21 protein-coding genes are annotated in these 22,517 nt (G+C 39.5%); 15 read left to right on the top strand and 6 right to left on the bottom strand.

Annotated features, from left to right (window positions below; translation table 11 throughout):
- Positions 1 to 26 precede the first annotated feature (26 nt).
- The 7 genes from FIB07_10090 (at position 27) to FIB07_10120 (ending at position 8,313) form a co-directional block, all read left to right on the top strand.
- Positions 27 to 896, top strand: coding sequence for an FkbM family methyltransferase (locus FIB07_10090; GenBank protein ID NJD53204.1), 870 nt, complete (start codon positions 27 to 29; stop codon positions 894 to 896).
- Between the two features lie 64 nt (positions 897 to 960).
- Entirely contained in the window at positions 961 to 1,536 is a 576-nt protein-coding gene (locus tag FIB07_10095) for a class I SAM-dependent methyltransferase (GenBank protein ID NJD53205.1), read from the top strand.
- The gene (locus FIB07_10100; GenBank protein NJD53206.1) at positions 1,533 to 2,528 is read left to right on the top strand and encodes a hypothetical protein; all 996 of its coding nucleotides are present in this window, start codon (positions 1,533 to 1,535) and stop codon (positions 2,526 to 2,528) included. The genes FIB07_10095 and FIB07_10100 overlap by 4 nt, the downstream gene beginning before the upstream one ends.
- Positions 2,529 to 2,531: 3 nt before the next feature.
- The gene (locus FIB07_10105) at positions 2,532 to 3,758 is read left to right on the top strand and encodes a glycosyltransferase (protein ID NJD53207.1); all 1,227 of its coding nucleotides are present in this window, start codon (positions 2,532 to 2,534) and stop codon (positions 3,756 to 3,758) included.
- A gap of 35 nt (positions 3,759 to 3,793) precedes the next feature.
- Complete coding sequence (locus FIB07_10110; GenBank protein NJD53208.1) at positions 3,794 to 4,729, top strand: GDP-L-fucose synthase; 936 nt, start codon at positions 3,794 to 3,796, stop codon at positions 4,727 to 4,729.
- Positions 4,730 to 4,738: 9 nt separating this feature from the next.
- Positions 4,739 to 5,605 (top strand): glycosyltransferase, encoded by an 867-nt coding sequence (locus FIB07_10115; protein NJD53209.1) that lies wholly within the window; start codon positions 4,739 to 4,741, stop codon positions 5,603 to 5,605.
- A 116-nt stretch (positions 5,606 to 5,721) separates the two neighbouring features.
- Positions 5,722 to 8,313 carry an oligosaccharyl transferase, archaeosortase A system-associated gene (locus FIB07_10120; protein NJD53210.1) on the top strand — a complete coding sequence of 864 codons (2,592 nt, stop codon included), beginning with the start codon at positions 5,722 to 5,724 and terminating at the stop codon, positions 8,311 to 8,313.
- Positions 8,314 to 8,460: 147 nt separating this feature from the next.
- On the opposite strand, the gene FIB07_10125 is transcribed toward FIB07_10120, so the two are convergent.
- Positions 8,461 to 8,649: a hypothetical protein gene (locus FIB07_10125; GenBank protein NJD53211.1), complete on the bottom strand. Its 189-nt coding sequence runs from the start codon at positions 8,647 to 8,649 to the stop codon at positions 8,461 to 8,463.
- 200 nt (positions 8,650 to 8,849) lie between these two features.
- Between FIB07_10125 and FIB07_10130 the strand changes: the two genes are divergently transcribed.
- Positions 8,850 to 10,514: a DUF11 domain-containing protein gene (locus FIB07_10130; GenBank protein NJD53212.1), complete on the top strand. Its 1,665-nt coding sequence runs from the start codon at positions 8,850 to 8,852 to the stop codon at positions 10,512 to 10,514.
- A 43-nt stretch (positions 10,515 to 10,557) separates the two neighbouring features.
- Complete coding sequence (gene engB, locus FIB07_10135) at positions 10,558 to 11,130, top strand: GTP-binding protein EngB (protein NJD53213.1); 573 nt, start codon at positions 10,558 to 10,560, stop codon at positions 11,128 to 11,130.
- Between the two features lie 18 nt (positions 11,131 to 11,148).
- Here engB and FIB07_10140 read toward each other — a convergent pair whose 3' ends face one another.
- Positions 11,149 to 12,864: a DUF11 domain-containing protein gene (locus FIB07_10140; protein ID NJD53214.1), complete on the bottom strand. Its 1,716-nt coding sequence runs from the start codon at positions 12,862 to 12,864 to the stop codon at positions 11,149 to 11,151.
- Positions 12,865 to 12,987: 123 nt separating this feature from the next.
- Positions 12,988 to 14,496 carry a lysine--tRNA ligase gene (locus tag FIB07_10145; GenBank protein NJD53215.1) on the bottom strand — a complete coding sequence of 503 codons (1,509 nt, stop codon included), beginning with the start codon at positions 14,494 to 14,496 and terminating at the stop codon, positions 12,988 to 12,990.
- A gap of 68 nt (positions 14,497 to 14,564) precedes the next feature.
- Here FIB07_10145 and FIB07_10150 point away from each other — a divergent pair, with 68 nt between their 5' ends.
- The 6 genes from FIB07_10150 (at position 14,565) to FIB07_10175 (ending at position 20,373) form a co-directional block, all read left to right on the top strand.
- Complete coding sequence (locus FIB07_10150) at positions 14,565 to 15,029, top strand: phosphopantetheine adenylyltransferase (protein NJD53216.1); 465 nt, start codon at positions 14,565 to 14,567, stop codon at positions 15,027 to 15,029.
- Positions 15,030 to 15,081: 52 nt separating this feature from the next.
- Complete coding sequence (locus FIB07_10155; protein NJD53217.1) at positions 15,082 to 16,383, top strand: ATP-binding protein; 1,302 nt, start codon at positions 15,082 to 15,084, stop codon at positions 16,381 to 16,383.
- A gap of 111 nt (positions 16,384 to 16,494) precedes the next feature.
- Positions 16,495 to 17,733 carry an MBL fold metallo-hydrolase gene (locus FIB07_10160; protein ID NJD53218.1) on the top strand — a complete coding sequence of 413 codons (1,239 nt, stop codon included), beginning with the start codon at positions 16,495 to 16,497 and terminating at the stop codon, positions 17,731 to 17,733.
- 145 nt (positions 17,734 to 17,878) lie between these two features.
- Positions 17,879 to 19,519: a hypothetical protein gene (locus tag FIB07_10165; protein ID NJD53219.1), complete on the top strand. Its 1,641-nt coding sequence runs from the start codon at positions 17,879 to 17,881 to the stop codon at positions 19,517 to 19,519.
- A complete protein-coding gene (locus tag FIB07_10170; GenBank protein NJD53220.1) occupies positions 19,519 to 19,962 on the top strand; it encodes a hypothetical protein in 444 nt (147 codons plus the stop codon). The genes FIB07_10165 and FIB07_10170 overlap by 1 nt, the downstream gene beginning before the upstream one ends.
- An 81-nt stretch (positions 19,963 to 20,043) precedes the next feature.
- A complete protein-coding gene (locus tag FIB07_10175; GenBank protein ID NJD53221.1) occupies positions 20,044 to 20,373 on the top strand; it encodes a DUF2551 domain-containing protein in 330 nt (109 codons plus the stop codon).
- Positions 20,374 to 20,403: 30 nt separating this feature from the next.
- Here the strand turns inward: FIB07_10175 and radB are convergent, their stop codons facing one another.
- From radB to FIB07_10190, 3 genes are read right to left on the bottom strand one after another with little or no spacing between them, the layout of a single operon-like run.
- The gene (radB, locus tag FIB07_10180; protein NJD53222.1) at positions 20,404 to 21,096 is read right to left on the bottom strand and encodes a DNA repair and recombination protein RadB; all 693 of its coding nucleotides are present in this window, start codon (positions 21,094 to 21,096) and stop codon (positions 20,404 to 20,406) included.
- Positions 21,093 to 21,851 carry a cobalamin biosynthesis protein CobN gene (locus tag FIB07_10185; GenBank protein ID NJD53223.1) on the bottom strand — a complete coding sequence of 253 codons (759 nt, stop codon included), beginning with the start codon at positions 21,849 to 21,851 and terminating at the stop codon, positions 21,093 to 21,095. Before FIB07_10185 ends, radB begins: the two co-directional genes overlap by 4 nt.
- Positions 21,851 to 22,483: a metallophosphoesterase gene (locus tag FIB07_10190; GenBank protein ID NJD53224.1), complete on the bottom strand. Its 633-nt coding sequence runs from the start codon at positions 22,481 to 22,483 to the stop codon at positions 21,851 to 21,853. Before FIB07_10190 ends, FIB07_10185 begins: the two co-directional genes overlap by 1 nt.
- Positions 22,484 to 22,517: the final 34 nt, after the last annotated feature.

Below are 22,517 nucleotides of genomic sequence, written 5' to 3' on the forward strand. Positions count from 1 at the left end.
ACTCTTAATTCTATGAGATTGATATAATGGCTCGAACACTTAAAATAATTAATTATTGCATAAACAGGTTTTCATTCTCCCTGACCATGCTCAGGTACTTACCAATGAGGATTTCAGCAGAGATTTCAAGATATCGAAAAAATCATATCCATAAACTCCATGGTTATTATATAGAAGCACCCGACCTATTATCGCTTTACATTGAAAACAAGGATATTTTCTTAAAACAAATATATGGTTTCACTTCCCTTAAACCCGCTCCCAGGATTATCGATTGTGGCGGATTTATTGGAATGTCCACATTATATTTCAGGAAAAAATATCCTGATGCAAAAATAATCACTTTTGAACCTGATCCGAAAATATTCCAGATACTGAAAAGAAACATGGAGCGAAATCATATTACAAATGTCGAGCTAATAGATTCAGCAGTCTCAAAAGTCGATGGATACCTTATGTTTGATGCTGATGGTTCTGATGGCGGATCACTGGTCAATAAGAATTCAACAAACATTAATCAAATCAAAGTAAAATCCTGCCGTTTATCTTCATACTTAAGCGAACCAGTGGATTTTCTCAAACTGAATATCGAAGGAGCCGAGTGGGATGTTTTTCAAGAGATTGAACCGGTAATACATAACGTTGATCAACTGGTTCTGGAATATCACCATTTTCCCGGATATGAGCCACAATTACATAATATATTAACATTGTTGCATAAAAATGGTTTCCGTTATATAATCAACCACTTTGACTATGAAACAAATCCTGCTGTCAGGACCCCATTAACAATATCCAGAGATACAACCTATTTTTTAATTGTCTATGCCCGGAGATTAGATGAAAAAGATGATAGAATTATTCAAAAAGATTATAAAACTATTCAAAAAAGTTAACTGGTATAATCTCCGAACCACAAAACCTGTCAGTCGTATGTTTGGTCTTGATCGCGGACAACCAATAGATAGGTACTACATAGAGTCATTTCTGGAAAATAATTCAAGCAGCATCAAAGGAAAAGTTCTTGAAATTGCAGACAATAAATATACAAAAAAATTCGGGGGAAAAAACGTCCTTGGATCAGAAGTCCTTCATGCTGTTGATGGAAATCCGAAAGCTACCATTGTTGGGGACCTGGCTACAGGCCAGGGAATTCCTGAAAATACTTTCGATTGTTTTATCATGACACAAACACTGCAATTTATTTATGAATTCCATTCTGCAGCCGAAAATGTGGTTAAATGTCTGAAGCCAGGGGGCGTTGCATTAATAACTGTCGCTGGTATCAGCCAGATATCCAGGTATGATATGAAAAGGTGGGGGGATTACTGGCGTTTTACAGACAAATCCCTTGCAATGCTTTTTGAACAATATGTACCTGAAGAAAATATTAAAATTAAAACGTATGGTAATGTTTTATCATCGGTTGCATTTCTTCATGGATTGGCTTGCGATGAATTGACCAGGGAAGAACTGGATTATGTTGACCAAGACTACCAGATGCTTATAACAGCTGTAATTAACAAACCACTATGAGTTTAAAGGGCAAGATATACGAGACATACAAAGCAGCCTGTTCGCCAATACGCTTTGCTTGCAATCTCATTGATTCGCCGGCTATCATTCTGATATACCACAGGGTAGCATTTCTGGAAAATGATCCTCAATTACTGGCGGTTAAACCTGATAATTTTTACAGGCAGGTCGAATGGTTAAAAAACAAGTATAATATAATCACTCTTGAAGAACTTGGGAATCATTTGAAAAACGGAAGTATTCCAAAAAAATCCGTAGTAATAACTTTCGATGATGGATATGCAGATAATTGCCTGGAGGCATTGCCTGTTCTGGAAGCCCTGTCAGCCCATGCTACATTTTTTATCACGACAGATTCAATTGGTTCTGAAAGGGAATTCTGGTGGGATGATCTTGAGCGGATTTTTTTAAATGATGTAATTCTACCTGTCTCCTTATCATTAGATATTTCCGGGAAAAAATATAACTTTGATACATCCAATCCTGCATCAAAGTTGAAAACATATAAAAAATTACATCCTCTGCTTAAATTCCGAAAATCAGTTGACAGGGATGATTTAATCAAAAAGATTTTAGACTGGGGCGGTTTAAGTTATAAAGGCCGCAAGACATATAGGCCAATGAATATAAAAGAAGTGTCCAGGCTATCCAGTAGTGAATATGCAACCATTGGGGCCCATACCCAATCACATCCCCCATTATCAATATTGTCAAAAGATGAACAGAAAAATGAGATTATCCAATCCAGAATGCAATTAGAAGATTGGACGAATACACGAATTAAACACTTTTCTTATCCGTTTGGCTCTATAATAGATTACAACAAAAATTCAGTTGCAATTTGCAAAGAAGAGGGTTTTAGCACAGCCTGCTCCAATTTCCATAGCCAGGTACATTCATGGTCTAACAGATACGAATTACCACGCTATTTAATTCGCGATTGGGATTTTGAGTTTTTCAAGAATCAGATAAACAAGTTTTTTTGGTATTGATACGTGAACATCCTCCATATAAACACACTCGACAACACCGGTGGCGCAGCAAAAGTAGCCTGTCGCTTAAAAAACGGCTTGAAAAAAATTGGGTATAATTCATGGATGCTTGTAGGGTATAAATTTCGCAAAAGCCAGGATGTAAAGCAGATTTCCTGGAACAAATATATCCAGATGGGATATTATGTATTCTCTGCCGCAATCCTGCGTCCCGGCCTGATCTTCCGGGGTACATTCCGAATAAAAAATCGAAGCGATGTCACAAATTCAGATATTATCCATTTGCATAATCTTCATGGAGGATATTTTAATCTACTTGCGCTTCCTGAATTATCAAAACTAAAACCTACTATATATACATTGCATGATATGTGGGCCTTTACCGGACATTGTGCTCACTCGTTCGATTGTGATAAATGGCAGACAGGATGTGGAGATTGCCCCTATCTGAAGGTATATCCGGCATTATGGTATGATATTACACACAATCTCTGGGAGATTAAAAAAAATATTTATAGCAAATCTGATTTTATCATAGTGACACCATCAAGATGGATGGAAAATAAACTTAAAAAAAGCATTCTGTCAGATAAAAAGACATATGTGATATACAATGGGATCGATCCTGAAATCTTTCACCCGATGGACAAAATGAATGTCCGGAAAAAACTTAACTTACCGCCTGATAAAACCATATTGATGTTCAGCGCATATTCCGGACTCAAAAATGCCTGGAAGGGCGGGGATTATCTATTAAAAGCACTGGAACAGATAGATGGCGAAAAAATCTTTTTTTTAAATATTGGCTCAAAAGAAAATTTAGAAAAACGGGTAAAAAAATCGATTGAATGGATTTCAATCCCATATGTCGATAATGAAACAACGATGGCAGAATATTATGCTGCCTCAGACCTGTTCCTGTATCCTTCACTTGCTGATAACTGCCCCCTGGTAGTTTTAGAATCAATGGCCTGTGGTACTCCGGTAATAGCATTTGAGACTGGCGGTATTCCTGAACTTTTGACAAATATGAGAACCGGGTACATTGCACGATACAAAGATGTGGATGATTTCGTGAAAGGAATTAGGCTGTTCTTAGATAATGTCGAACTTAGAGAGAAAGCAGGTTTGTCTGCAAGAAAAGATGTTGAAAAACACTTTACATTAGACAAAATGGTTATGTTATATGAGGAACTTTACCATATAATCAAAGAAAAACGATTGTCGTAACTGGTGGAAAAGACAACTAAGAAAGAGAAGATATCATGAATTACACATCCAAAATCTACATTCCGGGTCATCGGGGTATGGCCGGCTCAGCCATAAAACGAAACCTGGAATCAAAAGGCTACCGTAACCTCATAACCCGCAACCGCAGCGAGCTTGACCTCACCAACCAGCAGGCTGTCAGCAACTTCTTCGAAACAGAAATGCCGGAATACGTCTTCTTAGCAGCAGCAAAGGTGGGAGGTATCATGGCAAACAGTACGTATCCTGCGGATTTCATCTATGAAAATATCATGATCGAAGCCAATGTTATCCATGCAGCATACACCAGCGGCGTGAAAAAAATGCTATTCCTTGGCTCTTCATGTATATATCCCAGGCTTGCGCCGCAACCGCTGAAAGAGGAGTATCTGCTAACAGGCGAGCTTGAAGTCACCAATGAGGCGTATGCTATTGCAAAGATTGCGGGAATACGAATGTGTAAACATTACAACCAGCAGTATGGGATGAACTTCATCTCGGTTATGCCAACCAACCTTTATGGACCCAATGACAACTATGACCTTAAGACATCTCATGTCATGGCTGCGCTTATCCGCAAGTTCCATGAGGCGAAGATGAATAACGCGCCGCAGATCATTGTATGGGGCACAGGGATGCCCAGGCGGGAGTTCCTGCACGTGGATGATATGGCTGACGCATGTGTATATTTGATGGAAAACTATGATGCTCCGGCCATCGGGGAGTTTGTAAACATAGGGGTTGGAGAGGATTTGACAATTCGTGAGCTTGCTGAACTGATAGGAGACATCGCAGGATATAAGGGAAAGATCGTGTACGACACCACAAAGCCTGACGGGACTCCGCAAAAGCTGCTGGATGTCAGCAGGTTGAACAGGCTTGGATGGAAAGCAAGTATATCCCTGAGGGATGGAATTAAACAAACATATGAGCTGTATGCAGGCAAACACTGATGAAATAAAATGACTTCAAACCCCCTGATCTCTGTTATTGTGGCTGTATATAACGGTGCCAAAACCTTACAACGTTGTATCGATAGTGTATCAAATCAGACTTATCTTAATAAAGAGCTTATTATCATCGACGGGGGTTCTACAGATGGTACGATAGAAATCCTAAGATCCGGCCAGGATAAAATCACTTACTGGCAATCAGAGCCTGATAACGGTATTTATGATGCATGGAATAAGGCACTGGGTCATGCCAGGGGAGACTGGATATGTTTCCTTGGATCTGATGATTATCTCTGGAATAATAATGTATTTGAAGAGATAATACCGCATCTGGCCAGGGCTGAATCGCAGGGTATGCGGATGGTGTATGGGCAGGTTGCAAGGGTAACAGAAAATAATGAGATAAGTTGTCTTGATGGTAATTCGTGGGAGTACACACGAAGGGGCATTATTATAGATGGAATATGCACTTTTGCGCATCAGGGGATGTTTCATCATCGAAGCCTCTTTGAACGCTACGGGAAGTTTGATGAATCGTTTCGAATTGCAGGAGATTATGAACTGCTAATCAGGGTCTTTAAGGATGGAGAGGATGCTTATTTTGTAAACGGTTTAATTGTTGCAGGGATGCAAATCGGAGGGATTACTGCCAACACCGTAAAGCTAATTAAGGAAACAGCCAGGGCACGCCGGAAAAATCAATTGAGGGCGATCACAATACCCTGGCTCATATCTTACGCCTGGGCTATTTGCTTTCCGTTTTTGAATTTTTTGATCGGAAGGAAGTATGTCAGGTATTTAGTTAACTCCGGGAAATATTCGATCACATATCTTTCTTACAAGAAGAAAGTTATCCTGAAGGGCAAGGATAATTAATGAGCCTGAATCTATGGCGAAAACGCAAAAACAATAAGAAAATAAGATAAATATACAATAATCCGTAAACTTTATAGTCTCCGAATTCCACTTATAAATCTGTTCCGAGGTGTACATTGGCTAAAGCAAAAACTAAAAAACAATACAGGGAAAAACAGGGCAATAGTATAAATACAAAAGAAACGATGACGTCTTTGAAAGTCACGTACCTTTCATATATACTTCTTATTGCGATATTCCTTTTCTCATTTTATATACGTGGCATAACCCCCATGGAAGTCGTCTTCCAGAAGGGACTTGTGGGTTTTGCGACGGATGATTCTGTATTCCATATGAGACTTGTAGAGAATACGATCCAATTTTTTCCTAACAGGATATTTTTCGATGCATTTACGATCTATCCATATGGAAGCACCATTCACTGGGGGCCATTATTTGACCAGATGATAGCATTTTTTGCGATAGTTGCCGGTCTGCTCTTAAATGGTGGATTGCCGGCACAGTCCACGATAGATACTGTTGGTGTCTTCTTTCCTGCAGTATTGGGTGCTCTTGTTGTATTTCCGGTATACTTTATCGGTAAGGAATTATTCGGTAACAAAGCAGGACTTATCGGGGCATTTCTGATAGCTATTCTCCCGGGTCAATTCCTTGGAAGGTCTGTCCTGGGTTTTACGGATAATCATATAGCTGAGGTTTTGTTCACTACTTTGATGATGATGTTCTTCATAATTGCCATTAAAAAAGCTGAAAACATCACCCTGGATCACTGGCTTAAGAGAGATTGGGCTACCTTAAAGGTTCCTATAATTTATTCTCTTCTGGCCGGAATTTCATTTGGGGCATACCTGTTGACATGGACCACAGGCGTGTTTTTCGCGGTTGTATTTGGTATTTTTATAATCACTCAATATATTATAGATCACTTAAGAGGAAAATCTACGGAATACCTTGGTATTGTGGGAATAATAGCTTATTTTGTTGCTATGATAATGGTACTGCCATATGTTAGTTTAGATAATAGATTTGCTGTATTCAGGTATTCTGAATTGCATATTATAGTTACCGGAGGTATAGCAGTTATTTTTGCTATTTTGAGTCTTGTTTCCAGGGAAATGAATAAACGGGAATACAAAGGATATCATTATCTATTATTCGTTTTAGCTGCAATTACTGTTGGAATAATACTCCTGGAATTGATATCTCCCGATCTTTATAACGCTACAATAGGTCAAATAGGAGTTCTTTTTGGAGGATTTGATGAAAGCGGTTTAACTATAGGAGAAGCCTGGCCCACAAGCTACGCGGCTGCGCTGGGGAGTTTTGGATATAATTATATTCTGTCGTATATTGCAATTATCCTTCTTTGTTATTATGTTCTCAAGAAATCCAATGCAGAATACTCATTAATGGTTGTCTGGAGTCTTTTCGTCCTGGGTATAATGCTTGCCCAGAACAGGTTTACATATTATTATGCTGTAAACGTAGCAATACTCTCAGGTATAATTGGTTCCATATTCCTGGATTTTGCTGACTGGAAAAGTTTTAATTCCAACGATATTATCGAATGTGTAAAAAAGATAAGGGTACAGCACATTATTTCTCTTATCCTTGTAATCGCTGTTATCGGATTCTTGCCATCTGGTGCATCTCCTTATCAATTAACTATGGCAGATGCGCCGGGGGGCGCTGTTTCATCAGGATTTTACGAATGGAATGAAGCATTGACCTGGATGAAAGATAATACTCCTGTACCTGATTTACCATATTATTCAATTTATCAAAAACCGGAGCCAGGCCAACCATATAACTATTCCAGGAATGATTATGGTGTTATGAGCTGGTGGGATTATGGCCACATCATCACATACTGGGGACACCGGATCCCTAACGCGAATCCCTTCCAGTCAGGCATTGGCGGTGGCCTGACACATGAACCTGGTGCATCAACATTCCTGACCGCACAAACAGAAGAAGAGGCAAATGCTGTACTTGATAAATTGGGTATTAACGGAAAACCGGGAGCAAGATACGTTGTAAGCAATGCGTATATGGCGTATGCTATACAACCGATATTCGCCAGATGGAATAAAAGTGATGTTTATGGGAGTGTATATGCTATCAATACCAGAGGAGGACAATTGATTGTCCCGGGCAAGAAATACTATGATACAATGGAAAGCCGGCTACATATTTTTGATACCAACGGTATGAAGTATTACAGATTGGTTCACGAATCCCGGCCTAATCCTAATACACAGGGAGGATATTATGAAGTGGGAGTATATAATCAGGGTAACCAAATTGCACCAGTCTGTGATCAGAATATATGTGTAGGTAAATACTGGTATAATTTTGCTTTTAAATCAGATATACCAGTTGAATATTCAGGATATGCAAAGGTATTCGAATATGTAAAAGGAGCAAGGATCACAGGAAGTGCTCCGACTGGTACTAATGTCACGCTGACCAACACGATAAAAACGAATATCGGAAGAACGATCCAGTATAAACAGGTGACAACTTCGAATGGAGCTTATGCATTCACCGTTCCTTATTCAACGCTTGGCCCGATCCAGGGTGAGACGCGGTTTGACACAGCGCCTGTAGGTCCTTATTCCGTGACAGCAGGTAATGTCTCAAAGCAGGTTGATGTTGCTGAAAGGGATGTACTTGATGGAGGAACTATAACCATTGACATTGTCTGAATATTGAAGCAGCGGGAACACGCATGGATACAAAAATAAATCCGTGCATATTTTTTTAATTGAATTAAAGTATTCTTTGCCGATTGGAAATGAAATTTAAAAAATGAGGATTATTGAAACCCTCTACTTAAAAAAGTTACTTAATATTTAATATCTTGCTGGCTTATGTTTCTGGTAGCATTCCCTGCAATATACCGGTCTGTCGCCTGATGGCACAAATGGTACTTCAGTTTCCTGCTTGCAGTCTGCACATGTTGCTTTATGCATTTCTCTTGGTCCGCTGGGTCTGAAGCCTCTGCCTCCACCACGTGAACCGCCTCTTCTATCGTTGTCCATTTATTTCTTTCCTTTATATTTTAAACCAATTAACCTAAAAAAACAGCCTTAGATAATTCATTTTATCTAATAGTTGCCATATATAAGCCAACCGATTAACACTGATTTGGTTATTCATGAATATATATCTTTGCATCATAAAATTATTATAATTTGATATAGTAAACTATTTATTTCAAATTCATCATGATAATTATAATATGAAGTATAAGAAGAGATTCGTTGTCCTATTAATAATCATGTTGTTTGCCAGCTCTTTTCCGGTGGCAGCTTTCATAACAGATGAAATAGAATGGGCGCCTGCGGTAGAAGGTACTCTTTACAAAGGAAGCACTCTCACGAATGGACCGTATATGGTAAAAGCAGTACAATTCCCATCTCCTGTCAGGGGATTTAAGAACTTTAAAGGAGAGATAATTCCGGAAACTTCAGTTGATCCGATGGTATATCTCGAGGTATATAAGGATGGCACTTTCCTTAAAGAAGCTTTATTGACCATACAAAGCGGACCGGATTTAGACCCCGATTACGAGGTCAAGATTTCGGGAACGGGTTTTCTTCCGGGAAATTCAAAAGAATGGGTAATGGAATACTATAAGCCATGGGCAAAAGTTGCGGTCTCATTAAGAGGAAAGCCTGAACTTGATGTAACCGTTACAACGGAAAAAAAATCATATACTTCAAGCCGTGACCAGGTCATAACAGCTAAAGTCACTGTTAAAAACAACGGTGATGCTATTGCTAAGAATGTGGATGTTCTCCTGAATCCGGATAAACTGGTTCTCAGGGGAGGCGGTACAGGACAGCTCCACCAATCATATATTGAATTGAAAAAAGATGAAAGTAAAAGTTATGAAGTCGTATTCCTGGTTCCTGAGGTACTGGATCAGGAAACCTATAATTTAAGCGCAGATACAAAAAGCTTCGATGTTAAAAATCTCGAATACAAATCAAACGGATATGTTTCCATTACAATCTCCCCCAAACAGAGTTATTATTCAGTAAGCAAAACCCTCAGCAAAAGCCGCATATATCTCAATGATATGCTAATGGTCAGATTAAATGTTGCAAATAATGGTGCAATGGATATGACAGATATTACCTTAACAGATAGCATAAACCCAAATTTCGAATTAAAATCCGATATACCGTTGACCTGGGATATACCTGTCATTAAACCTGGGGAGTGGAAGGAGATAGCGTATTCCATCAAACCTCTGGAAACAAACATCAATGGATTTACATTTCCGGCAGTTAATGCCCAATTCAAAGTTAATAATAAACAATATAATATTTCCTCGAATACTTCTACGGTTATTGTAAATGGGCCAAAAATAATAATTAATAAAACAGTAGATAAACAGATTGTAAACATCAGTGATGATGTAACAGTGACAGTGAGCATTCAGAATATAGGAAATATTGCAACACGTATGGAAGTTAAAGATTTTCTTCCGGAGAATGTAAGCCTTGTCAGCGGTTCAACGTCTCTTGATTCGACATTCCTGGAGTTAAATACTCCTATAGGATTCAGCTATATAATCAGGATAAATACCAGAGAAAATATTGAACTACCTGCGGCTATGGCTAACTATACCGGCATAGAATACAGGGGAATGACACGCTCATCTGTAAAATCCGGACGCCCTGTCATCACAATTTTTGATCCATCAGCGAATAGATCGATAAATCCAGACATTCCGACTCTTACTCCAAATGTCCAGATGAAATCAGTAGAAGCTATCCTGCCACAGGCAACCTCATCACCCCCTTTAGAACCAACTCCCACTCCCATCACTCCGGGATTCGGTATCATGTTTGGGATCATTGTATTGATGCTTGCTTCAATTTCCAGGCATAAATGATCAAGAAGCATTTTTATATGACTTTGATAAATGCAGTTGGTACATGAAAGAGATAATTTTTGTAGGACGATCTAATGTTGGTAAATCCACTCTGATCAGGGCGCTTACAGGAAAAAAAGTCCCTGTAGGAAAACTTCCGGGCGTAACAAGAAAGCCACTTCATTTACCTTACCAGAATATTCAAATTACCGATATGCCGGGATTTGGATACATGAGCAGGATAACCAGGAAAGGCCAGGAAGCGATAAAGGATAATATTGTTCATTATATAGAAGATAATGCATCAAATATCCTTCTTGCAGTTCTGGTCGTAAATACAACATCGTTTGCAGAAATCGTGGACAGGTGGACCTGGAAAAATGAAATACCTGTGGAAGTTGAGCTTTTCGAGTTCTTCGGTGAACTGGACATAGATGTGATAGTAGCTGCTAATAAAATGGATAAAGTGAAGGATAGGGATTTAGCGCTTGATGAGATAGCACAACGGTTAGGCATGTCACCTCCCTGGAGACAGTGGCTGGATAAGATCGTTCCTGTAAGCGCAAAAAAAGGAAATCTTGGCGAATTAAAACAACTGATACAAAAGAAAATGGAAAAAATCTCTAATTCAGTTTAGTTTCGGTATCGAAGTTAATTAGGGATTATTTCCTACAAGGGAGCAAATGTCAGTTGTCATATTGACTTGTGGAATACCATCGTTATTACTCCCGCACCCGATAAGAAGATTCAAAACAGAATTTGCGTCACCAAAAGTTGGTGTGGGTTCTACAATAACAGGTGGTTGTTCAGGCTCCTGTCCGGGATCAACTACAGGTTCAGCCCCTTGCTGGTCAATGGGTACTTCCGTAGAATTATCCGATATTTCAAAAGCTGGATCAGGGGTGGGTTCCGGAGTTGGCTCGGGGGTTGGCGGCGGCCTGATGCTCAGGAGGAGTTCTTCGCTCATTGTAGTTAATTTTGAACCCTGGGAGCCTAATTCAAAATATTCTGCTTTAGCCGGAGGCAACAGAACAGGTTCTAAGGAATTTGTAGTGAGAGTATAGCTTATACTTGATTCCTTTCCGGCTTCAAGATACTCTCCAATGGTTGTAGTACCGTTTATGAGCGTAGTATCCGGCTGTAGATCGTCTTTGATCATGACCATTGTGGGAGTGGTTCCGCTATTTTTAGCGATGACAGTAACGGTCACTTCATCACCGCCAGGATTAATTTCTGATTTATCTGCCTGTTTACTCAGTTCAATCCTTGGCCCATATATTACGGTCTCCGGTCTGTTCGACTGGATCATGTAATATTCATTCTTCATATCAAATTCCGCGGTAGTGGAGGGGAATATTACTTTCCCGGCTCCCGTTGGCTTCAAAAGATAGCGGAAATACCATTCTTTATTCGGACCGACATTGACAACCCAGCGAAGCGTGCTATTGCTCACCTGTTTGAATCCTTTTGGAACGGAATCCACAATACTGATGTTCTTGAGTTCATAATCAGCATTGTTCTTAAAAGAAATCGATACCATGATCAAGTCTTTTAAGTAAGCCTTTGAATTCGCATTCTTAGTCAGGGAAGGAGCTTGCTGGGGGGGTGGTGCGATCAGGATAGTTTTTAGTTGTGTTTCTTTATAAGGAATATCCTTGGCATCAACTCCGCTGGAGTTCACGAATATATTAAATTTTTTTAGTTCCGTAATAGCTGGTGTTGAAAAAGTAACGCTCTCACTGATCTCCTTTCCTTTCGTGATCGTCTCATAATGATATTTTAATTTCCCTCTCAATGTAGGAAGTTCCGTACCTAAGTCCAGATCAACATCATTTATAGCGGCTGTTCCGGTATTTCTCAATGTGATCACTGCATTGATTTCAGTGTTCTGACTGGCTATATACTCATCATCAGTTTCTATTGATAGTTCTAATTGTGGTTTTCCTCTCTTGCTTAATTGTAATGTCGCCCATGGATTGTAACTTTCATATAACCAATCTTTGGATGAACCTGACGGAAGTTGTACGACTTCAGCCCTAAATTCGCTATCAGCAGAGATAAATGACTCGCCTTGTGCGAGAAACGTTTCATTTAGAAAACTACCATTCCTGGAAATATTTAATCCCACAAAAGGTTCGACCGGTTCAATTGGTATATTTTTATACTTTTCTGATTCTACAGGAGAGCTAAAAGCCACAACCTTTACAGAATAATCTCCAAACGAAATTACCTCGTTCCGTTTCAAGGTTCCGGATGTTCCGTTTTCCCATTCGAGCCCATCATAGGCAGCCGCAACACTGGCAAAATATAAAAATATAACACATATTATTATCCAATTTATTGGCCCTGAAATTTTCCTTCCTTCTGTCATATTACTAGTAAAATTATTTACAATAATCTTACAACCTCAGAGATAATAAATCTTACATAGTACTTAAAGGCTATGTTCGTGGAATTGCGAACATACAAATAATCAGTATGATGATTATGTTCTTTACAAACTTGCCTCTTTAAACCTTTTTACAATGAAATCTTTCTCCAGGGACGCAAGGAAATGCCCTGCCCTGGGTCCGGACTTCAAACCAAGAAGTGCCAGATATACGGTCTCAAAAACCTGTTTTCCATCAAGACCTGTTTCCCTGGCAATCTTATACAGGTTATCATGTATCTCCTGTCCTGACATCCCATGCTCCAGTTCATCGGCAAGAATTGCGAGTGCAAGTTTCTGTTCTTTTGTGAAACTTTTTACCTGGGGAGGAATTGTCTCCTGGACTTTAAACTTAACAAACAGGGGAGCATATTTGGCAAGCCAGTTCCTTGCATTATTTGCTCTTTGCCTGATTGCTTCTACATCCGATGTATCGTAATCTGTTCGTTTCAGAACAGTAAGAAGATAGTCAAAACCCCTGTCACCAGCGATCTGTACCGCTGTAACCATGTGCCTGAAAGGGATCTTTGAAGGTTTTGTCCCTTCTGTCCTTGAAAGCTGGTAAGCTCTTTTATCGCCTTCAACCTGGTCATACTCGTCAATAAGATTAAGGAAGGAAAGACCCGGGTCAAATTCAATGTGTTTTTCGGGTTTTTGCCTGATGATAAGATAACGAAGGACCTCAGGCGGCACTATTTCAAGCATATCATTAATGGATATCGCAAGACCAGTAGATGAATGCATTGCACCTTTGCCTTTTAACATTATCCACTCATATACGATCGGATAGGGAGGTTCGTAATCATATATTTCACGGGCGATACGTTTTCCCGTGTCATAAGAACCCCCGGCTGTAGCATGATCTTTGCCAAAAGGTTCAACAGTTGTACCAAACAGCGGCCAGCGCGCAGGCCAGTCAACGCGCCAGTTGAGTTTTCCACCGCCTTTCATGGAAACGGTTCCCGAAGAGCCGCATTTGCACACATAATCAATAGTTTCCTTCTCTGCATCAAAACCCGTTACTTTCGTGGTGCTTAGCCGCCCGCATTCTTTGCATATCGTATTATATGGGCTCCAGTCAGGCTCAAGTTCGCGGCCTGCAACGTCTGACAATATCCGCGCGATTGCATCCCTGCTGGTGAGTGCTTTCTTAATTGATTCAATGTATTTTCCCTCTTTATAAAGCACATCTGCCCTGTAAACTTCCGGTTTTATACCAAGAGTATGCAGCGCTTCAATAAAAGGCAGGAGGAAATGCTCTGCATAGCTCTTGTGGTTCCTGCAGGGGCATGGGATTTCAGAAAGCGGTTTTCCCACATGTGCTTCATAATCCTTTGAAAGGAACGGGTAAACTTTACGAAGAGGATCAAAAGTGTCAGCGATATAGATCAGGCGTACATCTGCCCCTTTATCCAGAAGTGCTCTGTAAACCGCATCCGCAGTCACGACTTCTCTCATGTTCCCTATATGAATGGGGCCTGAAGGAGTAATTCCTGAGGCCACAGTATGCTTTTTTCCGCGCGAAAGCAGATTTTGCGCTATAACATCTGCCCAGTGTATTGTCTCTTCTGTCATATTCCCCTAAAATCGCACAAGAGATATTAAAAGATACTCTTATCGTTTAATTCTCCAATAATTAGTGCATGGCGCGAGTAGCTGTTGGAGGAACTTTTGACCCTTTGCATGACGGGCATAAGGCACTTTTGATGAAAGCTGTTGAACTGGGAAGGAATGGTGAGCTGCTGATAGGGTTGACATCGGATGAAATGGTGAAAAACAAGAAACATGAAGTCGATGATTACCGGTCGCGCTATAATGCAGTAATGGAATTTATCCGTGACCAGGGTGTTGTCCCCAGGATTGTAAAGCTTGATGACCCCTGTGGACCGACCATAATTGAGGATTTTGATTATCTTGTGGTATCTCCTGAAACGCATCCTATCGGACTTAAAATAAACAGGATACGCAGTGAAAAAAACATGAAACCATTAAAGATCGTTCTTGTTGATTATGTTTTTGCCGAAGATGGTTTACCGATATCGAGCACTCGTATCAGGAACGGGGAGATAGATGAGCACGGGAAGGTATTAAATATGAATTCGCAATAGACTCGATTATAATCGAAAGATTTAATTATATCACTCTACTATAGTAGAATGTATGAATAAAGAGATTCTGGTTGAATGGAATTCTCACTGGGAGGAAACGGCTGGATCTAAGCTGATCGAACGCGAATTAGTAGGAGACATCGAACCATGGCTTGAAAGAAAGGAGATATTAGGATTTCTCGGTGTCCGAAGATCTGGCAAGACGACTTTAATGAATATCCTCATAAGCCGATTAAGTTCAAATATCCCCCGGAAAAACATTCTTTTTATCAAATGCGATGATGACAGGGTTCAAAAAGAAAATTTGATAGATGATGCAATAAAAAGCTACATGCAACTGGTAAATCCGCACGGCAAGATTTTTATTTTTATTGATGAAGTCCAGGAGATAGATAACTGGGAAAATACCCTGAAACGGATATATGATCTGGAAAAAGAAATTAAATTAATTATATCAGGTTCAAACTTCTCGATGCAAAAGGAGGATTTCAGCTTCAGACTCGCAGGCAGAATTGCGTACTTTGAAGTTTATCCTTTGAGTTTCAAAGAATTCCTCAAAATAAAGCTCACAATTAAAGATAAGATCGAAGCTCTTTCTAAGAAAGATGAAATAAAGCATTATTTATTTGAATATATGGAATTTGGGGGATTTCCAGAAGTTGTCCTTGAAAAGGATCCCGGCATGAAAAAACAACTGCTTCAGTTTTACTTTGACACTATAATTTACAGGGACATAATAAAAAAACGGGACCTGAGAAGTGCAGCAAAGATGGAAAGAATGATCAATATGTTTTTACAGAACATCTCAAATCCCATGAATTTCAGCAAAATCGGAAAGGATATTTTACTTTCTGTGGATACAGTTGGTGAGTATGTGACATATCTGAGGGATGCGTACCTTGTCTTTACTGTGCCAATATTTAGCTTTTCCGTTAAAGCGCAGGAGATAAATCCCAAGAAAGTATATTGCATAGATAATGGCATACGGAATATCAAAGGATTTAGGTTTTCTCTGGATTACGGACGAATTGCTGAAAATATTGTATTCATAGAGTTAAAAAGAAGAACTTCTTCTAATCCCCTGTCCAGAATATTCTACTGGCATGACAAAAAGCAAAAAGAAACGGATTTCCTCCAGATGAGCGAAAACAAGGTAAGCAATGCTATTCAGGTATGCTGGGAAATTATTCAACCTGAAGTCAAAAAGCGCGAAGTTGAGGGTATGCTTTCGGTTTTGAATGAATTTGATCTTGAGAGTGGTCTTATATTAACAGAAGACTACGAAGCTGAAGAAGTTATAGGGACTAAGAAGATAAGTTATATGCCTATGTGGCTATGGCTGTTGAGTATATGATTTATTTATGTGGTGGCATGATCCATATCAGAATATCAAATCATCTTCAAAACAAAAGACTATAATATCTCCTGAATAGAATTAAGGCTACAAAATTATTGAGGCGATAACATAAACATACGATTCCTTGGAGGAGCAGGAGAAGTTGGACGATCCGCCATCCTGTTAAACGATGAGCTTCTTCTTGATTACGGAATTAAACCTACTGATCCGCCATCATATCCTTCAAATGGTCTTCGTCCGAAAACCATGATAATTTCCCACGGACATCTTGACCATTGCGGACTTGCCCCGAATCTCATGGATCTTGAGCCTGAGGTATATTGCACATCCCTGACTGCAAAATTATCAGGGCTCCTGGCCAGGGATACTCTTAAAATAGCAGGTAAAAAAGGCCATATTATCCCTTATTATCATGAAGAGATCCAGGAATTCGAACGAAAAGTCAGGCCGATAGGATACAAAAAAGAATTCAATACAAATGGGTATTCTGTGTCTTTTTACGATGCAGGCCATATTCCGGGTTCTTCCATGGTGCATCTTGAAAAGGATAAACAGACCCTGTTTTATACCGGAGATTTGAACACGATCAGGACAGAACTCCAGACTGGCGCAGATACAGATTTCCCGGATAGCGATATACTTCTTATTGAAAGTACATATTTCGGGAGGGATCATACTCCCAGGAAAATACTTGAGGAACGGTTCATCGCATCAATAAGAGAAACAATTGAAAGCGGAGGAAGAGCAATAATCCCGGCTTTTGGCATTGGAAGGACTCAGGAGATCATGCTGATACTTAAAAAACACGGGCTTTTTGCATATGTTGACGGCATGGGGGTTGATGTATTCAACCTGATCAGGAAGTCCCCTGAAAATATATCTGATATAAAGAAACTTGAAAACGCGTTCACCAGCGCAAATATCGTAAAAAGGGAAGACAGGGAAGCTATAATAAATGAACCTTCCATAATCGTAACAAGCGCTGGAATGTTAAACGGAGGACCTGTTTTATATTATATCGATGAGATTTTCGATGATCCCAGATCCAAGATCCATCTTACAGGTTACCAGGCAGAAAACACAAATGGAAGAAAGGCTCTTGAAAGCAGGTACATAGAAAACGGGAAACGTACTGTCAGGCTTAATTGCGGGCTTGAGCTGTATGATTTTTCAGCACATTGCGGGGATACACAATTAAAAGATGTTGTAAAGACTTTCTGCGACAGAGGTACGGAAACCGTTATCGCAGTACATGGTGACAACACCGGGGGGTTCGCAAATTGGGTCAATGAAGAACTTGGTGTAAAATCCCTTGCTCCTGCCAATAAAGAAACAATATACATTTAAACCAAGGAAATGTTCAAACCAATTGAATTCAAAATATAAGCTGTTAAACAATTAATTATATATACAAGCATAAATATATAATGATATATTCAATATGAAGTCAAAAGAGGTATTAAACTTATTGAGTATTACAATTTATAATTCAATGAATATAAAAATTATAATATGTTTCATAATAATAGTTTTTCTTCCTGTTGCCTCTCTCGGTGCAACCGAAAAGGTCTGGAGCGCAAAATCCTCAGGTTTTACTAAGGTCGATGAATCTATGGCTTTTGAAAATTATCTTGTGAAAGTTATTGCCCTGAATAATACAAATTCAACAATGATTGTTTACAAAGACAGGGGATTGGTAGAAACGAAAGAGTTTAGAGTAAATGAATTTAAGAAATATGATGATATCGGAATAACTCTTCTGGGGATAACCGGGGACGATTCATGGATCGCCTTTAGCCGCCTTGAAAACAAAGATATCTGGATACCTTCAGGAAGAATGACTTTAAAATGGGCAGATATATATTCGTTTGAAGATTATTCTATAGGAATTGAGGCCATTGGTAAAAATTCAGTAAATCTTACTGTATCAAACAAAAAAACTGTTAATACAGATGTTTTCACAAAAAATGGTTCAAAAAATTATGATAACTTGCGAATAGTAGTCAGGGATATAAATAGAACCGGTTTTATAGATATTGAACTTTTCAAATATAAGATCCCGACAATCAAAGCAGAAATAATTACTGATAAAGATGAATATTTTTCCGATGAAAACATTTCCATATTAATAAATATCACGGCTGATGAAACTCTTAACATTGCAGGTTTGAGTCTTGATAGTAAAAGCCCGATAACATTCGAGCCAGATCTTTTTACCGGGGTTAATATTAATGGTACAAAATCCTTCAAATCCCGGATAAATAAACTTCCTCCAGATTTAAAGCTCACCATTAATGCAAAAATAGAAGGGCGCGACTACTTCAATAATACCTACATATCCACACAAAGCAAGGAAGTATCTGTTGCTCCTTATATATCCATTATAAAACGTGTTCCTGAAGAAACTGATGATGAAAAAGTCCTGGTTGAATTATTAGTATATAATTCCGGACCAAACAGGACATTCGTACGCATTCATGATAACGTAACCGAAGACTCATTAGAAAACCAGAGGGATTGGCGTATTGAAGTAGAGCCAAAGAAATCAGCGAACGTATCATATTATATAGCTCCTTCAAAACCCGGAGTATATCAGCTTACCAGCGCAACAGCGCAGTGGGACAGAGAGAAAAGTACATCAAAGAATGTTAATATGACCGTTCACATGCCATACATAAACTTGGTCAAGAAGGCATTGAACAATGATGGCCTGACAGATGTAGAACTGGAAATTACCAATAGTGGAGACAGGCCCGCAATTGTTACGGTGAATGATAAAATACCTGATGGCTTTCCTCTGGAGAGCGGCTCAACAACCTGGTCGGGTTTTGTGGATGCCGGAAAGAGCGCAAGTTTCAAGTATTCATTGAAAGGCAATGTCATCTCTCTTCCTGAAGCTTATGCAACATATCGTGATATCCGGGGGACCATAAGGCAGGCACAATCAAACGCCATACAAAAGAACGAAATCCCCGGATCAACAAAACTCGATAATGTGGATACACATATAAATGCAGGTCGCTATGAGATAATAGCATTTATGATAGTGTCATTTATTGTGATATCCGGAATAATCGGAAGTATTGCATTCACAGCTTATTTAATAACAAAAATTAAGACGAGGTCGAATTAATGGATATTTTTTCAATATTGGTTTTTTTCATATATTCACTCCTGATTCTTGGAATTATGGTATTTGTATCGCCTTTACTTTCCGCTTTGATCATGATACTTATTCCTGTGGTTTTTGTTTTTATTCTTCCGGATACGGCGGAGGCATTCGTTTCAATATTGCAGATCTCATATTCAGGGATACAGGTATTTAACCTGCACATCCTTCTCCTTATATGGTCTGCTTTTATCGGGGTTATATCATATCATAAAGTACTGACATGGTACCTTTTAAAGGAATCTGCACCTGCTGTAAAGAAGGATGTACCTGTTGTTATGGATGGTACAACTGCTGCCACACCTCCTGTTGCTGACCAGCCGAAAACATTGATTTTCAAAGTAAAGGATTTTTTACAGAAACTATATAAAATACTTAAAGGGGAGAAAATAAAATTAAAATCATAATCATGTTTTTTCAGAATTAAACCAGCAAGTTTAATAAACAATCCGTACATACCTGTTATAGGTGATGCTATAACAAATAATATGGAAGATGGTGTGAAAACAAGGTTATTAAAATTTCTTGTCAGGGATAAAGTAGGCATAAGGAAATCTCTTCTGAACCTGTTCTTGCAGACCAGGAATTATACAACCTGTGAAGTTTATGATTATCTCAAAAAACAGGGATTTGAAGTTAATTACAGGGGTGTCTCTGCTATGGTCGGGCAAATGCATACAAGGCTTGGAATATTGCGTATTTATCTGAAAAGGGAACATCGATGTTATTCCCTCAAGGAAGACCACAGGGACATTGTGAAAATGATTTTATCAACTCCAACCAGATTTCCAGGAAAAACACTACATTCTATCCCTTAATTTTTTTTAACTGCCTTTAATTTCATCAGCCTATTTAGCACCTTTATCGGTCAGCATGAATTCACAGGAAACCCCCTCGCTTTTTGATCTGTGCTTTCGTAAAGTTGCTCTTCGTTTTGAAGGCCCGATCTTATCTAATAAAATAATAGTTTTTGAGAGATGTTCAAATGCATTTCCCCCCACAGGGCATAGTTCTCCTGTTGTCACATCTTTATAGACCTGGTTTGTGATCACGACTGCTACACCATATTTTCTCGCGATTCCGTGAAGTATTCCTATCTGGTTCACAAGTTCACGCCTAATTGTCACGTTCTCTTCACCTGTGTCATCCTGAGTGAGTCCCAGCCTGTAAAAAAGCGCTGCAGAGTCAAGAATTATCAAACCGATCTTCTCATTCATGAGCTTTTCGATGTCGGTAATTGCAGAATACTGCTGCTCAAAGCTCACGGGTTCGTATATGATTATCTCTCCGGCGATTTTTTTTGCATCCTCGCCAGCTATCTGTTTGAACCGCTCGGCTGAGAAACCTTCGGTATCTATGAATATGACTTTTTTTCCGCTCCTGACACATTCTACTGCCAGCTGTATGCATATATTGGTTTTTCCCGTACCTGAGCCCCCATATATTTGTGTGACGATTCCGGTTTCAAAGCCGCCGCCCAGCATTTCATCAAGGGGTGCGCATCCGCTTGGGATCAGTTCAGGCTTTTTTATGGTTCTCACTCCATTTTATCAGATAATTTTTCAAAGATCCTTGTTATCGAAGAAATTGCTGCGCCACCTATTTCGATCGGCGAAATGCTATCAAGGTCGGCCCTGACAAGATCATTATCAAAGGGGATCGAACCAATAACAGGTAAATCGTATATTTTTAATTTTTTTTCGATATCCGGCACTTCATCACCCGCTTTATTTATGACAATGCCGAATTTGTCTATCCCGATCTGGCGACCGAGTTCCGCAATCCTGCCTGCTGTTTCAATTGACCTTGCGCCCGGTTCTACTACAATTACCATATAGTCTATTCCTTTTGTAGTGCCGCGCCCCAGGTGCTCTACACCTGCTTCCATATCAAGTATCACGACACTGTTCAATTTAAGGATCACATGGCGCATAAGGGCTTTAAGGAATGAGCTTGCAGGACACATGCATCCACTACCCCCTCTTTCAACAGTACCCATTACCAGCAGTTTCACATTATCAGGCCCTGTTACCCCGAATTTATCAACAATATCATCCACTTTCGGGTTCAGCTTAAAAACACCTGCAGGGCCGCCGGCTCTTTCATCGATCAATTCTTTATATTGTGTAAGAGGTCCTGGCGGATTTTTTATTCCAAGCGCAGAGGCAAGGTTCATGCTGGGATCAGCGTCAATTGCAAGAACATCGTATCCTTTTCTTGCAAAAAGCCGCGCCAGTGTCCCTGCGAGTGTTGTTTTCCCTACGCCGCCTTTACCTGATATTGCTATTTTGGTCATTATGCATCAATAAATCCTATATCGATTTTTTCACCTATCGTAATCACAGCCCCCTGTCCCTTTGATGCCATCCCCGGATTTACGACCTGGGTACCATTAGCATTTACAATTCCCCGCGCTTCATGGATATGTCCGCAAACGATCAGGTCAAATATTCCCAGGTATCTTGCAAGTGAAGCACTTCCGACGTTCCCATGAGGTAATTTGTCCGTAGTATTTTTCGGGGGGGCATGGGATAATAAAACCAGTCTTCCTTTTGATCTGCCCAATAATGTTCCTACATATTCACCGATCTTTTTTTCTGATAATTCAAATGGTGTGTTAAAAGGAGTCGGGTTTGAGCCGCCAATCCCGATAAATGTCAAATCCCCAATTGTATGAGATGAATTATGCAGATTAATGGTATTTTTCTCCTTATCAAGGACCTTCAGTATTGAGGGCTTATCACAATTTCCGGGTACTGCAAGAACAGGAACCTTGAACATTCCCAGTACCTCAAGCGCCTTTTCATCAGGTCCGAAATCGGTTATATCGCCTGCTATCAGGACAGCATCAATATCCCCTGCCTTCTCAAGAATAGATGCTACGTGCGAATAATCGCCGTGAAGGTCTGATAAAGCGAGCAGTTTCATATTGTGTCATATTTAGTTTAATGTTTATAATGGT

Source organism: Candidatus Methanoperedens sp. (assembly GCA_012026795.1).
GTDB lineage: Archaea > Halobacteriota > Methanosarcinia > Methanosarcinales > Methanoperedenaceae > Methanoperedens.

What these genes read in the sequence shown, in the direction of transcription:
- FIB07_10090 (NJD53204.1), top strand. Translation starts at nt 27, where the DNA reads ATGGCTCGAACACTTAAAATAATTAATTATTGCATAAACAGGTTTTCA.
- FIB07_10150 (NJD53216.1), top strand. Translation starts at nt 14,565, where the DNA reads ATGGCGCGAGTAGCTGTTGGAGGAACTTTTGACCCTTTGCATGACGGG.
- FIB07_10100 (NJD53206.1), top strand. Translation starts at nt 1,533, where the DNA reads ATGAGTTTAAAGGGCAAGATATACGAGACATACAAAGCAGCCTGTTCG.
- FIB07_10170 (NJD53220.1), top strand. Translation starts at nt 19,519, where the DNA reads ATGGATATTTTTTCAATATTGGTTTTTTTCATATATTCACTCCTGATT.
- FIB07_10185 (NJD53223.1), bottom strand. Translation starts at nt 21,851, where the DNA reads ATGACCAAAATAGCAATATCAGGTAAAGGCGGCGTAGGGAAAACAACA.
- FIB07_10140 (NJD53214.1), bottom strand. Translation starts at nt 12,864, where the DNA reads ATGACAGAAGGAAGGAAAATTTCAGGGCCAATAAATTGGATAATAATA.
- FIB07_10175 (NJD53221.1), top strand. Translation starts at nt 20,044, where the DNA reads ATGGAAGATGGTGTGAAAACAAGGTTATTAAAATTTCTTGTCAGGGAT.
- FIB07_10165 (NJD53219.1), top strand. Translation starts at nt 17,879, where the DNA reads ATGAATATAAAAATTATAATATGTTTCATAATAATAGTTTTTCTTCCT.
- FIB07_10110 (NJD53208.1), top strand. Translation starts at nt 3,794, where the DNA reads ATGAATTACACATCCAAAATCTACATTCCGGGTCATCGGGGTATGGCC.
- FIB07_10155 (NJD53217.1), top strand. Translation starts at nt 15,082, where the DNA reads ATGAATAAAGAGATTCTGGTTGAATGGAATTCTCACTGGGAGGAAACG.
- FIB07_10125 (NJD53211.1), bottom strand. Translation starts at nt 8,649, where the DNA reads ATGGACAACGATAGAAGAGGCGGTTCACGTGGTGGAGGCAGAGGCTTC.
- FIB07_10190 (NJD53224.1), bottom strand. Translation starts at nt 22,483, where the DNA reads ATGAAACTGCTCGCTTTATCAGACCTTCACGGCGATTATTCGCACGTA.
- FIB07_10115 (NJD53209.1), top strand. Translation starts at nt 4,739, where the DNA reads ATGACTTCAAACCCCCTGATCTCTGTTATTGTGGCTGTATATAACGGT.
- engB (NJD53213.1), top strand. Translation starts at nt 10,558, where the DNA reads ATGAAAGAGATAATTTTTGTAGGACGATCTAATGTTGGTAAATCCACT.
- FIB07_10130 (NJD53212.1), top strand. Translation starts at nt 8,850, where the DNA reads ATGAAGTATAAGAAGAGATTCGTTGTCCTATTAATAATCATGTTGTTT.
- FIB07_10145 (NJD53215.1), bottom strand. Translation starts at nt 14,496, where the DNA reads ATGACAGAAGAGACAATACACTGGGCAGATGTTATAGCGCAAAATCTG.